Below are 14,040 nucleotides of genomic sequence, written 5' to 3'. Positions count from 1 at the left end.
AATGACTGGAGCCGACCCCTGCAAAGGGGCCGGCTCCAGTCATTTCATCGAAGGTTCGGGCCTGCTCAGTGCAGCTCGAAATGCTCCTTGTTGGGTCCACGGGTCTGGTTCCACAAATCCACCAGACGCCAGGGCCAAGACAGAAACACGCGCCCCTTGGAGTTGTTATAATAGCTGTTCGCCCGCGGGTGGGTCCAGATCATATGCTTCATCTGTTCCTCGACCTGGCGGTTCCATGCCTCGAACGCTTCCGTCTTGGGCTCGACGGCGCGCGCGCCGTTGGCGTTGATCCAATCGAGGCATTCGATGATGTAATGCACCTGCGCCTCGGAAATCAGGTTCTGGCCTGCCGCATGGTTGGGCGCGCTGTTGGGTCCCACGGTCATGAAGTAATTGGGATAGCCCGGCACCGTCACGCCCAGATAGGAACGCGGATCGTCCAGCCCCCATTCGTCGCGCAGCGAGCGGCCGCCCCTGCCGTGGATTTCCAGCTTGCCCATCATGTTGGCGACGTCAAAGCCGGTGGCGCAGATGATGATGTCGAATTCATACTCCTTGCCGTCCTTGGTGCGGATGCCCTTGGGCGTGAAGCATTCGATGCCGCCATCTTCCAGCGTGACGTTGGGCTGCTTGAGCGCGTCGAACCAGCCCGCGTCCAGAATGATGCGCTTGGAAAAGATCGGGAAGTCCGGCGTCAGCTTTTCCTTGAGGTCGGGGCGGTCATGGAACTTCGCCTCCAGATGGGCGAGCGCCCACTGGCGCGCGCCTTCATTGGCGGCCGACACGGACGGGCTGTCAACGGGCCATTCCGGGTCTTTCACGACATTGCCGTAAAGGCCGTCCGCCGCGAACCAATAGACGCGGAAACGGAACCATTCGCGGAAATGCGGGATGTAACGCAGCGCGAACTTCATGCCCGGCGACACTTCATGATTGATCTCGGGATTATAGATCGACCAGTAGCGCGTGCGCATGAAGACGGTGAGGTCGCCGACCTGATCTGCGATTGCGCCGATCAGCTGCGCGGCGCTCGCGCCAGTGCCGATGATGCCGACGCGCTTGCCTTCGATCCGGGTCGATGGATCCCAGGTCGCGGTGTGCATCATCTTGCCCTGGAATTCTTCGCGGCCGGGAATATCAGGCCACTTCCAGCGGTTCACCGGCCCATGCGCGTTGATGACGGCGTTGGCGCGAATGACCTCTTCGGCGCCGTCCTTGCCGCGAACGGTGACGTTCCACACGGCTTCGGCATCGTCATAGCGCAGGCTGACCACTTCGGTATTGAAGCGGATGTTGCGACGCAGGTCGTACTTGTCGGCGACGTGGAGCAGATATTTCTGCATGTCGACGCCCTTGGGATGGTAATGCGTCCATTCGGGCGTGATTTCGAAGGAATAGGAATAGAAGTGGCTGGGCGTATCCACGCCCACGCCCGGGTAGCGGTTCTCATACCAGGTGCCGCCAACTTCGGGGTTCTTCTCGATCACGATATGCTCGTAACCCGCTTCCTCCAGCTTCAGCGAGGCGGCGAGGCCCGTCATGCCAGCGCCGATCACCAGCACCTTGAAACCAGACTGCGGCGCGGGGCGGCCTTCGATTTCCTTGCGGGGCTTGGGCAGCTTGAAACCGATCTGGTCCATCAGCAGCGGCAGGAACTCGTCGGCGACTTCCTCGCCCACCCCCACGCTCATCATACGCTGCATCAGCGCTTCGGACGGGTCGTCCTCCCGCGCTGCGCCGGGTGTCGTCAGCACATGGTGCAGCTTGGTGCGAAGCTCCTGCAGATATTCATCGGGGACTTCGGTGCCGGGTACGGAAAAAGGCGGCCTGATATAGTTGCTGAAAACGTCCAGCATCGCCGCGTCATGGGTCAGGTGCACATACACCATCAACAGCGTCTGGAGATTCGCTTCCTCCAGCGCGTTGCGCAACTCGTCCGTATCGGCAAGCGGCAGGCTACGGTCGTGCCAGTCCCGTGCGATCGCCGCACCCTGTGCATGTTCAGACATTTTCCAATCCTCTCCGGCGTCGCCGGCCTATGTGAGTAAACACTTACTTTCTCATATCAGCCCCGGCTGCGGGGGTCAAGCAGCTCTCGATAGCCGGGTCTGGCCGCACAGAAATGTGCGCACAGCCGTCTCTACATGGATCGTGCATTCCCGCTCATCCGGCAGGGCGTCTCCGACGAGCAGATAATCATGCACCGGCGTCAGGATCATCGCCAGCAGCAGCTTCGCCTGGCTGTCGCAATGACCATCCACGATCTTCGCACGCTCAAGATAGCGGGCCAGCGGCCTTACGAGATGCTCGTCGCGACTATGCCGGATCAGGGGTCCGAACTCGGCAAATTCATTGGCCTCGCGCAACAGCAGCCGGGCGATGCCCACGGTCGATGGCCGTATGAATTCCCGGAGCAGCGCGAGTCCAAAGGCGCGCAGGTCAGTTTCCGGGTCGGCGGCTTCGTTGAACTGCATCAGGGGAAAATTATCGACCCCGGCAGCCAGGCAGGCGCGAAAGAGCGCCGCCTTGTCCTCATGCCACAGATAGAGCGAGCGTTTGGACACCCCGGCGGCCTGGGCGATCGCGTCCATGGTGACGGCGCGATAGCCCTGCCGGATGAACTCCTCCCGCGCGATCCGCAGGAGGCGGCGCTTCTTTGCAAGCGTCTGGTCCGCCCTGCCGGTCGGCGCGGCAACCACTGGCGCATCCACGCCCTTCCGCTCAGCTTCGGAAACCTGCATATCTGCGTCCCTCACGCCTCCTGCCGAACCGGGAAGCGTTCATAATAGAAAGCGAATCGTTCGCGCGCGGCCGCTTCATCCACCCCGAACACGCCTTCCAGATCATAGATCACCTTGCCGTGCTTGTTGCGCGGATTTTCCTCGAGATAACCGAGCAATTGTCCTTCCACCTCAGGCGTCAGATCCAGGTCGGCAAGGCGATAGACCTGCCGCATCACGCGCTCCTGATCCGCCATATATTCGTGGAACAATATGTCGGCCGATTGATCCGGTCCCCATGCCTCGCGCTGGTCGATGCAGGCGCGCAGCAGCTTTTCGATCCGGTCGAGCCACAGCCGGGCGAGCGCGGGCGGATCAACCGGATCGCGGCGAATGCGGTCGCTATAGCCAAGCATCGTGGTCAAGGATCGAAGCACCGCGATGGGGTCACGATGGGTGATGACCATCGTGGCGTCGGGAAACACCGTCTTGATCGCCGCCAGATTTTCCATGTGCTGCGGCGATTTCAGCAGCCAGCGATTGGGTCCGCGATGCCAGGTCAGGACCTGAAGCACCTTCTTCTCATAGGCATAGCTGGGGGTGCGGTCATGGGCGAAATAATGGTCGATCCAGCGCGGAATGCGCGACTGGAATTCCCAGCTATAGCAATTCAGATCCATGTAGAGCAGTTCGTTGTCCTCATGGATCGACGCGGCATCCATGCCGTGCATGGCGGCCATATGCGGCAGCATCGCCTCGAACGCCCCCCACAGTTCGGCGCTGCGCGCGGCGCGAGGATCGACCTCCCCCGGCGCCAGCGCCCGCAACTGCACCGGCTCCTCGGACTCCCACAAGGTCAGCGAACGCAGCCGCTCGTCGCGCGACAGCCAGTTGACCAGGTGAGTCGTGCCGGAACGCGGCAGGCCGGCGATGAACAGCGGCCGGTCGATTTCAATGTCCAGTATTTCGGGACGCCGCTTGACCAGATCCTCGATCCGCAGGCGGTTCACCATCACCCTGACCATATGGTTCAGCAATGTGATGCGGCCCCCACGGGTCAGCCCCTCATCCTCGTCCCATGCTTGCAGCGTCACCGCCATCCGCGTGCGAAAGCCCTGATCCTCACCAAAATCATTCAGCCCACCGGCATCGGCCATCGCCTGGGCCAGCACCTGGTCCACCGTCATGCGGTCAGGCTGGCCCTCTGGCCCGTGCCGGGCGGCTTGGATCGCCGGAGTGACCACCGGGTCCGCCATGTCGTCGATGCGGATTTCCGCAGGCTCCTGGGTCTGGGTTCCACTCATCTTCCCATCCTCTCACGCATGATGGAACGGCGTTCACCGCTCTCATGAAGCTCATTTAAAAAGTTACGATGACCTTGGCGGACGCTTCCGTATCCGCCGCGATGCGGAAGGCTTCGCCCAACCTGCTGAAATCGACACGGTGGCTGATCAGCGGTTCGACATCCACCTCCCCGTCCGCCAGCATTTTCAGGCATTCGTTGAATTCATCTTCCCGGTCCGTCGCGATCGATCCGGAAATGCTGAACTCATTGGCCATCATCTTCCACAGGTTGACGGGCATCGGCTTCTTGTGGAGCGCGACGATGACCACGCGCGCGCGGAATTTGGCGACGTCCAGCAATTCGCCCAACGCCTGCTGCGCACCCGCCGCGTCGATGATGACATCGCTGCCGATAAACGGCATGCCGAACCGTTCCCCTGTCCCATGCGCCCTGCCGATGGCGTCGGTCAGCGATTCCCGCGATGGATTGACCGTGACCGCCGCGCCCAGCCGCCGCGCCCGATCCAGCCGCGCGTCGGACAGATCGGCGATCACTATGTCACGCACGCCCCGGTGCCGCAGGCAGATGACCGTGCAAAGGCCGATCGGCCCCGCGCCAAGCACCACCACCTTGTCCTCGGGCTGAACCCGGCCAATGTTCAAGCCATGCAGGCCGACCGACAATGGCTCCGCCAAAGCCGCCCTTTCCAGCGGCAGGCTGTCGGGAATCGGGCAGATGTCCACTCCGGGACGCGCATCGGGAACGAGGATGAAGGGCGCAAAGGCCCCGCTCGGCCCGCCCCCGCCGATCAGGCCCGCGTCGGGATTGACGGCGCAGCGCTGACCCGGCCGGATGCCGCGCACTTGCCCGCCGACCTGCTCGACGACGCCGGCAAATTCATGACCGATCGGCAATGGCTCCGCGAGCGGCGCGCCGCCGCCCAGTCCGCCCGCCGCGATATAGCCCAGGTCGCTGCCGCATATGCCAGTCGCGCCGATGCGCACCAGAACGTCTCGCGGGCCGACAGCCGGAACCGGAACCTCGTCGATGCGCATATCGCCAACGCCATGCACGCGCGCCAGCCGCATCGTCACGGGATCGCCCATTCATCCTCTCCAACTGCTTGTTATCGGTCATTGGTAAACTAACCAGTTTCCGAGTCAACTGGACAAAGGATCACGCGCTATTTCGGCGGACGCAGGACGGCTTACCCCGCCGCGCCAGGCGGCGGCAGGGTTCGTCCATCATCGTCCTCTGGCAGCTGTCAGGCGATCTTGGCCGACACCAGGAATGGCCGCAGATAGGCGTCCATCCCTTCGATCCCGCCTTCGGACCCCATGCCACTGTCGCCGACGCCGCCAAAGGGCGTTTCCGGCATGGCCATCACATAATGGTTGAGGCCCAACATGCCCGCGTTGATGCCTTCCGATATCTTCCGCTCGGTGCTCAGGCTGTTGGTGAAGGCATAGGAGGCAAGGCCGTAGGGCAGGCGATTGGCCTCGGCCAGCGCCGCGTCGATATCCTCAACGGGCATCACCAGCATCAGCGGGCCGAACGGCTCTTCGTTCATCGCGTCCATTTCGGGGGTCATGCCCGACAGAACGGTCGGCTGGAAGAAATAGCCCCGATTGCCGATGCGCGATCCGCCAGTCTCGATCTTCGCACCGCGCTGCACCGCGTCGGCGGCCAGCGCCTCGATCTTCGAAAGCTGTCCTGCGGTCGTCAATGGCCCCATCTGGGTGTCGCCATTCATGCCATCGCCCACGCGCAGCTTGCTGGCCGCTTCGGTGACGCCCGCGACGAAATCTTTGTATAGCGGCTGTTCGACCAGAAAGCGGGTCGGCGACACGCAGACCTGGCCTGCATTGCGGAACTTGAACTCCGCAGCGAGCGGCACCACGCTGTTTAGGTCCGCGTCGCGCGCGATGATGACCGGGTTATGCCCGCCCAGCTCCATCGTCACTTTCTTCAAATGCTGGCCCGCAGCGCTCGCCAGCAGGCGGCCGACGCGGGTGGAGCCGGTCAGCGTTACCTTGTGAATTTCCGGCGCTGCGCAGAGGGTAGCGGAAATCGCCGCCGGATCGCCCCAGATAACGCTCAACACGCGCGGCGGAAGACCCGCCGCCAGCAGCGCGCGACCGATGCGTACGCCCGATCCCGGCGTTTCCTCCGCGCATTTCAGCACGACCGAACAACCGGCGGCCAGCGCCGGTGCGACCTTCTGCATCACGGTCCAGGCGGGGAAATTCCACGGCGTGAAAGCGGCGACCGGGCCGACCGGACGGCGCTGCACAGTCCAGCGCATGTCGCTCGCGCGGGTGGGGATCAACCGCCCATAGGCACGGCGTCCTTCCTCCGCATACCAGTCGAGCAGATCGGCCGACGCCAGCCATTCGCCCCGCGCCTGCACCAGCGGCTTGCCCGATTGCCGGGTCATCTCGGCAGCCGCCTCGTCCGCCTCGTCCCGCATCAATTCTGCGGTCCGGCGCATGATCTTGCTGCGGTCGAACGGCGACATGGCCGACCATTGCGCAAAGCCCTCGACCGACAGGCGAGCGGCTTCGCTGGCCTCTTCCGCACCACAGCGCGGAACGGTCGCCAGCACCTCCTCGGTCGCCGGATTGATCAGGTCCATCGTGCCAAGCGAAGCCAGCTTGCGCTCCGCGCCGTCAATGATCGGATAGGGCGTCGATTGGGTCATGTTTGATCGTCCTCTACTGTCGGCCCCACGTCATGATCCCCTGTCGCGGCGCTCCGCACCAGGGTCGAGGGCGTTTTATCCTTCGCAAGAGGAAGAGGACAAGCCCCTCCCCTCACCGGCCATCCCGTTCGATGCAAAGCCGGGTCAGGCGCCGCAAATGAATTGGGCGCTGGATTTGGCCGCGTCGCCCAGGCGCAATTCGCCCAGGATGCCTGCCCAATAGCTTTCCGATCCATCCGCCAGACGCCAGCCATGCAGACGGCGGGTCAGCAGTTGCAGGTCATATTCCTCGCTGATGCCGATGGCGCCATGCACGGCATGGGCAATCGCGGCAACCTGCCCGGCGGCCAGGCTGGCCCCATGCTTGGCGATCGCTGCGTCCGCAAGAGCAGGCTGCAAACCCGCGCGCGCGCCGATTGCCCCGGCGATGCGCGCCGCAACCGCCTGTTCCGCCAGCAACGACAATTGCTGCTGCACCGCCTGCTGCTTGCCGATCGGCTTGCCGAACTGAACCCGCTCATTGGCGTAGGCGACGGTCATTTCCATGACCCGGCCCGCCGCGCCCGAGATCAGCAGCGCGCGCACGACGGCGGCGATAGGGCGCAGCGCCTTGCCGTCAACGCCAGCGACATAGGCGTCCGTGTCATGATGGACGCCCGTTGCCTCGGCGACGGCCTCCGTCAGCACGGGGGCTTCGGGCGCGCCCGACAATATGTGCGACGCGACGCCAGCGAACGGCACCGCACCAGTGCCGGTAGCGATGGCGATCGGCCCTTCCGGCGCGGTGATGCCCGCAGCGGCGAGAAGCGCGCGCGCGATCATCGTGTCAGCCACCGGCAGGGGAACGGCATGACGGCCCAGCAGCGCGATCAGCGGCGCTGCATCGCTCAGCGAAAGGCCCGCGCCGCCCGCATCTTCAGCGACAAGCGCGTCGAGAAAGCCGGATTCGACAAAAGCGTTCCACAGCGAAGCGGTTTCGTCGCCCTGTTCGATGGCGCGGATGGCTGCGGGGGTGCAGACATCCTCGATCAGGCGGGCGAAGGGATCGATCAGTTCGGACATGTCCATGATTAGGCTCCCTTCAACGCAGGCCAAGGCCGCGGGCGATGATGCCGCGCAGGATTTCGCGCGTGCCGCCGCGCAGCGAGAAGCTGGGCGCGATATGGGTGACGTAGAGCAGCGTGCGATAGAGTTCCGGGTCCACCGGCTCGTCCGGGTTGGCGGCCAGGTCGTCGCCGATCAGCTGAGGCACGGCCTGTTCGAAACTGGTGCCCAGATCCTTCATCAGCGACGCTTCGACCACCGGGCTCTCACCCGCGACCAGCCGCGCCGTGACCGCGAGCGACATTTCGCGCAACACCGCCTGCTGCGCCATCAGCGATCCGACGAGGCGCAACGTCGCACTGTCCTTGCGGCCCACCGCGTCAAGATGGCGGACCCAGGCGTCCATCAGCACGACTGATGAATAGATGCGTTCCGGCCCGCTGCGTTCAAAGGCAAGCTCCGCAACGACCTGTTTCCACCCCTGCCCCTCCGCGCCGATCAGCGCGTCGGGGGCCAGGCGGACATCTTCAAAGAACACCTCGGCGAAATGCGCGTCGCCCGTCAGATCGACGATCGGGCGGATGGTGATGCCCGGCGCCTTCAGATCGACGATCAGCTGCGACAGGCCCTGCTGCCGGTCGTCACTGGTGCCCGACGTGCGGACAAGGGCGATCATATAGTCGCTATGCATCGCGTTGGTGGTCCAGATCTTCTGGCCATTGAGCAGCCAGCCGCCATCGGCCTGCTGCTCCGCGCGGCTGCGCACGCTGGCAAGGTCTGAACCCGAACCCGGCTCGCTCATGCCGATGCAGAAAAGCGCCTCGCCCCTGGAAATGCGCGGCAGGTAGAATCGGCGCTGTTCCTCGGTGCCATAACGCAGGATCAACGGCCCGCTCTGGCGGTCGGCGATCCAGTGCCCGGCGACCGGCGCACCGGCGGACAGCAATTCCTCCACCACGACGAAGCGGGTGAAGGGGCCACGGCCCATGCCGCCATATTCCTTGGGCAATGACAGGCCGAGATAGCCGGCCTGTCCCAGCTTGCGGCTGAACGCGGCGTCAAATCCCTGCCATGACCGGGCGCGGCGATGCACCGGGAGGTCGGCGATCGCTTCCTGGATCAAAGCGCGCAGCGCCGGACGAATAGCCTCGTCCTCGGCAGGAAGGGTGGAAAGGGTCAGGGTCTCGAACAAGCCAAACCTCGCTAAATCGCCAGTATGGGCAGGGGTACGCAATGTCCCCGGCCTTGCTCCCTGTCCAATATCGAATTTGGAAAATCCGATAGTTAATCGCTATTGATGGCGATGCGGGCGAAGTTTCGCGCAAGCGGATCGGCGACCGTACGGGGCAGCGCCACGCCGGTTTCAATCGGCACCCGGTCGGCCAGGCGGACCAGCCGCACATCCTGGGGCACGGAGCGCGCTGCGCGGGCAGGGACCAGCGCGACGCCCAGCCCCGACCGGACAAGGGCAAGCACCGCACTCAGCTGCGCCGCTTCCTGCGCGACGATCGGCACGAATCCAGCCGCGTGGCAGGCCGAAAGCGTCACCGTATGCAGCACGCTGATCCGGCTTTGAAGAATGAAGGGTTCCTGCGCGAGCGCCTGCAACGGCACTATGCCAGCTTGCGCCAGCGGGCTGCTGGCGGGGAGGGCGGCATGAAGCTCATCGGCATCGATGGCGGTCGTGTTGACGGCCGCCATTTCCGTCAGCGGCAGACGCACCAGCCCCACATCCAGTTCGCCCGCCACCAGCTTTCGCGCGATTTCGACGCTGGTCGATTCTTCCAGCACCAATTCCACGCCGGGATAACGGTGGCGATATTCGGGAATGATGCGCGGCAGCAGTTCAAAGGTCGCGGACCCGATGAAGCCGACGCGCAACCGCCCTCTTTCCCCCACCGCCCCTTCATGCGCGGCTTCGCGGAAGCGATCCGCCTGCGCCAGCGTGGCGCGCGCCATGTCCAGCGAGGCGCGGCCCGCAGCCGTCAGCGTCACGCCCCGCGCGCTGCGCACGAACAACGCGGCGCCCAGCTCCTCCTCCAGCTTGCGGATGGCGACCGTCAACGGCGGCTGCGACATGTTCAGCCGCTCCGCCGCGCGATGAAAGTTGCCGGTTTCGGCGAGCATGACGAAATAGCGAAGCTGGCGCAGTTCCATGATAGCTTTCATATATCAGATAATCAGAAATCAATATTAGCTTGATAGACTGCCAACGCCTAGCGTCCCGCTGTCTTTTCATGCTTTGGGAGAGCTGCGCCTTGGATCCCTTCCTTCTTGTCGAGCGTGACGGCCCCGTCGTCGTCGCCCGCTTCAACCGTCCCGACGAACGCAATACCATCACGGAAGTCGCCCATAGCGAGGAAATCGTCGATTTCTGCCGCCAGATGGTGCGGGACGCATCGGTGCGCGCGATCGTCCTGACCGGCAATGGCAAGGCGTTCAGCGCTGGCGGCAATGTCAAATATATGGCGGAACGCTCCGGCATGTTCGGCGGCACGCCCTATGAAATCCGCAACAGCTATCGCACCAGCGTCCAGATGATCGGCCCGGCGATCCATGAACTGGAAGTGCCGATCATCGCGGCGATCAACGGCCCCGCCATCGGCCTGGGCCTCGACATCAGCTGCATGTGCGACATCCGCCTGATGGCCGATACTGCCGTGGTCGCGGAAAGCTATGTGAAGCTGGGCATCATTCCGGGCGGCGGCGGCGGATGGCTGCTGCCACGCCTGATCGGGCCGCAGCGCGCCAGCATCATGACGCTGACGGGCGACGCCATCGACGCCAAGACCGCGCTGGAATATGGGCTGGTCGCCGAAGTGCTGCCCGCCGACAAGCTGATGGACCGGGCGCTGGAACTGGCGGGCAAGATCGCCGCCAATCCGGGGCATGCCACCCGCATGGCCAAGCGGCTGATGCGCGAAGGGGCGGACATGAAGCTGACTACGCTGCTGGAAATGGCGGCGGGCTATCAGTCGCTCGCCCATTATACCGAAGACCATCATGAAGCGATCGCCGCTTTCCTCGGCAAGCGCGCGCCGGAGTTCAAGAACAAGTGAGCGAGAAGCAGACATCGACCGGGCCGCTGGCTGGAATCAAGGTTCTCGACCTGTCCCGCGTGCTTGCTGGTCCCTGGACCACCCAGATATTGGGCGATCTTGGCGCAGAGGTCATCAAGGTCGAACAACCCGGCCAGGGCGACGACACCCGCCGCTGGGGCCCTCCCTTCCTTGACGATGGGTCGAAGGACGCGGCCTATTATCTGTGCGCGAACCGCAACAAACAATCGGTCGCGATCAACCTGGCGGACCCGCGCGGCGCGGAACTGATCCGGCAGATCGCGCTCGACGCCGACATCGTCGTCGAAAATTTCCGCGTCGGCGGGTTGGCCAAATATGGCCTGGACTATGCATCGCTGTCGGAAATCAATTCCAAGCTCATCTATTGTTCCATCACCGGCTTTGGACAGGACGGCCCCTACAAGGATCGCGGCGGCTATGACTTCCTGATCCAGGGAATGAGCGGCCTGATGTCGATCACCGGCCGCCCAGACAATGAAGAAGGCGGCGGGCCGATGAAGGTCGGCATCCCGATCAGCGATCTGGTCACGGGCCTCTATTCGGCGATTTCCATCCTCGCCGCGCTGGCCCATCGCGACCGCACCGGCGAGGGGCAGCATATCGACATGGCGCTGCTGGACACGCAGGTTGCACTGCTCGCCAACCAGGCGTCCAATTATATGAACGGGGGGATGATCCCCCGGCGGTTGGGCAATGAACATCCCAACACCGTGCCCTATCAGGATTTTTCCTGTTCCGACGGCGACATATTGGTGGCGCTGGGCAATGACCGGCAGTTCCGCAGCTTCTGCGAACTGATCGGCCGTCCCGACCTGCCCGACGATCCGCGCTTCATCGACAATGGCCACCGCTCGCCCAACCGCAAGGCGTTGCAGGACGAAATGCGCCCGGCGATCGCGAAGTGGAAGTCGGACGATCTGATCGCGGCGATGGAGGCGGCCAAGCTGCCCGGCGGGCGCGTCAACGAAATCCCCGACATTTTGGCCGACGAGCATATCGCCGCGCGGGGCGTCATCAAGGACATGGTTCGTTCCGACGGCACGCCGGTCAAGGTGCTGGGCTATCCGGGCAAATTTTCGAAGACCCCCGCCGACTATCGCCGCGCTCCGCCCCGTTCGGGGAGGACACGCGCGATGTGCTGACCGATGTGCTGGGCCTGTCGGAAGGGCAGATCGCGGCGCTTGTCGAAGCGGGAGTTATCGCGGAAAAGCTGCATTGATTATTCACGCGGAGACGCGGAGACGCGGAGAGGGATTTGAGGCAGCGAAGCTGCGATATGGCTGCGCCTTTCCTTTCGTGAGCGGGGATTTAGAGCCTGCGGCGCCTTCATCGCCCCTCCGCGTCTCCGCGCCTCCGCGTGAACAAAAATCGAGGTTCATCATGCCGGGATCGCCCGGCCCAAGATTTGAGAGGACTACATTATGACCACGAAGATCGGCTTCATCGGCCTGGGCGCGATGGGCTTGCCCATGTCATCGAACCTGCAGCGCAAGGGCTTTGCCGTCACCGTCTATGACATTGACGATGCGAAGATGGACAAGGTCGCAGCGCTGGGCGCGACAAAGGCCGCCAGCATCGCCGAAGCGAGCCGGGGTCAGGACATCGTCATCACCGTGCTGCCCGCGACGCCGCATGTCGAGGCGGTGGTGCTGGGTGAAGACGGCGTGCTGGCCAATATCGACGCGGGCGCGCTGCTGATGGACCTGTCCACCATCGACGCCAAGGGCACCGACCGGGTCGCCGCCGCCTGCGCGGAAAAGGGCATCGGCTTCGTCGATGCGCCGATCGGTCGTCTGGCGCTGCATGCCGAGCGCGGGGAATCGCTGTTCATGGTCGGCGCGGAGGACGCGGATTTCGCGCGGGTCGAACCGGCGCTCAACGCCATGGGCACGGATATCTTCCGCTGCGGCAAGCCGGGCATGGGCAGCCGCATGAAGGTGATCAACAATTTCATGCTGCTTTCGACTGCGCAGATCGTCGCGGAATCGATCGCGCTGGGCACGAAGCTGGGCCTCGACATCCAGACCATCCATGACGTGACCGGCAACACCACCGCGCGCAACGGCCAGTTCCATGTGTTGATGGTGAACAAGGTGCTGAAGGGCGATGTGGAACCGGGCTTCACCATCGACCTGGCATTCAAGGACCTGACGCTGGCGATGAACGCTGCCGCTGAAAACCGCGTCGGCCTGCCGATGGGCGCGGCCGCTCATGCCGTGTTCGGCGGCGCGCGCGCGGGCGATTATGCGACGAAGGATTATTCCGCGCTGCTCGACTATGCATGCCAGAATGCGGGGATCAAACCGCCCCGGATGGACTGAGGGAGCAAGGAGCCAGTGGGCGCGCCGCAGCTGATCGCAACCTGCTGGACGACGGCGGGCGACGTGCGGCCCGACCGCCCCGACAATCTCGGTCGCTTTCCGCTGGAGGAGCGGATTGAGGCGGCCGCCCGCGCTGGCTATGCCGGGACCGGATTCTGGCTGGGCGACCTGTTCGCCTGGCAGGATCGGGGACTGGACTATGCCGCGCTGCGGCGGCGGCTGAGTGACGCTGGGCAGCAGATTGTCGAGCTGGAATTCCTGTCCGACTGGTTTGCGAGCGGCGAGCGGCGGACGCGATCTGACGCCGCTCGGGCGGAGTTTTTCCGCGCCGCCGACGTCCTGCGCGCTCGCCATATCAAGGTGATGCCGCCCTTCCTGCCCGGCGATCCGACCGGCGACCACCTTGCCGGGGAGTTTGCGGCGCTGTGCGCGCAGGCGGCCGAACATGGGCTTATGGTCGGTCTGGAGATGTTGCCTTTCTCTGCCCTGCCCAATCTTGGCGCGGCGCTGGATATGGTGAAGGCGGCCGACGCGCCCAATGGCGGCCTGCTGATCGACATCTGGCATGTCATGCGGTCGGGCGGCGCGCTGGCCGACGTTGCGCAGGTCCCCGCCCGCTTCATCGTCGCCGCTGAACTGTGCGACGCCACGATGGCGATGCAGGACAGCATTACCGAAGACACAATGTGTCACCGGCGGCTTTGCGGCGAGGGCGAATTTAACGTCCCCGGCTTCATCGCCGCGCTGGCGAAGGCGGGCTATGACGGACCGCACGGCGTGGAAATATTGTCCGACACGTTCCGCAAACTGCCGCTGGAGCAGGCGGTGAAACGCAGTTTCGCGACCAGCGCCGCACAGTTCGGGCAATGATTGTAATTTGTGCATTTGT

General features: G+C 64.1%; 11 protein-coding genes and 1 pseudogene. 4 read left to right on the top strand and 8 right to left on the bottom strand.

Annotated features, from left to right (window positions below; genetic code table 11):
* Window positions 1-65: 65 nt before the first annotated feature.
* From B6S01_RS18585 to B6S01_RS18550, 8 genes are all read right to left on the bottom strand, one after another.
* Window positions 66-2,009 (bottom strand): flavin-containing monooxygenase, encoded by a 1,944-nt coding sequence (locus B6S01_RS18585; protein WP_051908615.1) that lies wholly within the window; start codon window positions 2,007-2,009, stop codon window positions 66-68.
* Between the two features lie 75 nt (window positions 2,010-2,084).
* Window positions 2,085-2,756, bottom strand: a complete 672-nt coding sequence (locus tag B6S01_RS18580; RefSeq protein ID WP_156103410.1) for a TetR/AcrR family transcriptional regulator — start codon at window positions 2,754-2,756, stop codon at window positions 2,085-2,087.
* Complete coding sequence (locus tag B6S01_RS18575) at window positions 2,753-4,024, bottom strand: sulfotransferase family protein (RefSeq protein WP_037469360.1); 1,272 nt, start codon at window positions 4,022-4,024, stop codon at window positions 2,753-2,755. Before B6S01_RS18575 ends, B6S01_RS18580 begins: the two co-directional genes overlap by 4 nt.
* A gap of 55 nt (window positions 4,025-4,079) precedes the next feature.
* Complete coding sequence (locus B6S01_RS18570; protein ID WP_051908612.1) at window positions 4,080-5,111, bottom strand: zinc-dependent alcohol dehydrogenase; 1,032 nt, start codon at window positions 5,109-5,111, stop codon at window positions 4,080-4,082.
* A 158-nt stretch (window positions 5,112-5,269) separates the two neighbouring features.
* Window positions 5,270-6,706: an NAD-dependent succinate-semialdehyde dehydrogenase gene (locus B6S01_RS18565; RefSeq protein WP_037469359.1), complete on the bottom strand. Its 1,437-nt coding sequence runs from the start codon at window positions 6,704-6,706 to the stop codon at window positions 5,270-5,272.
* Between the two features lie 144 nt (window positions 6,707-6,850).
* Window positions 6,851-7,774 (bottom strand): acyl-CoA dehydrogenase family protein, encoded by a 924-nt coding sequence (locus B6S01_RS18560; protein WP_037469357.1) that lies wholly within the window; start codon window positions 7,772-7,774, stop codon window positions 6,851-6,853.
* Window positions 7,775-7,787: 13 nt separating this feature from the next.
* Window positions 7,788-8,942 (bottom strand): acyl-CoA dehydrogenase family protein, encoded by a 1,155-nt coding sequence (locus tag B6S01_RS18555; RefSeq protein ID WP_037469356.1) that lies wholly within the window; start codon window positions 8,940-8,942, stop codon window positions 7,788-7,790.
* A gap of 92 nt (window positions 8,943-9,034) precedes the next feature.
* Window positions 9,035-9,919, bottom strand: a complete 885-nt coding sequence (locus B6S01_RS18550) for a LysR family transcriptional regulator (RefSeq protein ID WP_231568101.1) — start codon at window positions 9,917-9,919, stop codon at window positions 9,035-9,037.
* Window positions 9,920-10,008: 89 nt separating this feature from the next.
* Between B6S01_RS18550 and B6S01_RS18545 the strand changes: the two genes are divergently transcribed.
* From B6S01_RS18545 to B6S01_RS18530, 4 genes and pseudogenes are all read left to right on the top strand, one after another.
* The gene (locus B6S01_RS18545; RefSeq protein WP_037469531.1) at window positions 10,009-10,809 is read left to right on the top strand and encodes a crotonase/enoyl-CoA hydratase family protein; all 801 of its coding nucleotides are present in this window, start codon (window positions 10,009-10,011) and stop codon (window positions 10,807-10,809) included.
* Window positions 10,806-12,049 (top strand): annotated as a pseudogene (locus B6S01_RS18540) (CaiB/BaiF CoA transferase family protein). The gene B6S01_RS18545 and the pseudogene B6S01_RS18540 overlap by 4 nt, the downstream one beginning before the upstream one ends.
* A gap of 202 nt (window positions 12,050-12,251) precedes the next feature.
* Complete coding sequence (locus tag B6S01_RS18535) at window positions 12,252-13,151, top strand: NAD(P)-dependent oxidoreductase (protein WP_037469354.1); 900 nt, start codon at window positions 12,252-12,254, stop codon at window positions 13,149-13,151.
* A gap of 15 nt (window positions 13,152-13,166) precedes the next feature.
* Window positions 13,167-14,021 (top strand): sugar phosphate isomerase/epimerase family protein, encoded by an 855-nt coding sequence (locus B6S01_RS18530; protein WP_037469351.1) that lies wholly within the window; start codon window positions 13,167-13,169, stop codon window positions 14,019-14,021.
* Window positions 14,022-14,040 lie beyond the last annotated feature (19 nt).

Source organism: Sphingobium herbicidovorans (assembly GCF_002080435.1).
GTDB lineage: Bacteria > Pseudomonadota > Alphaproteobacteria > Sphingomonadales > Sphingomonadaceae > Sphingobium > Sphingobium herbicidovorans.
The sequence above is the reverse complement of the archived record's forward strand: the minus strand, read 5'-3'. Positions and strand labels throughout refer to the sequence as shown.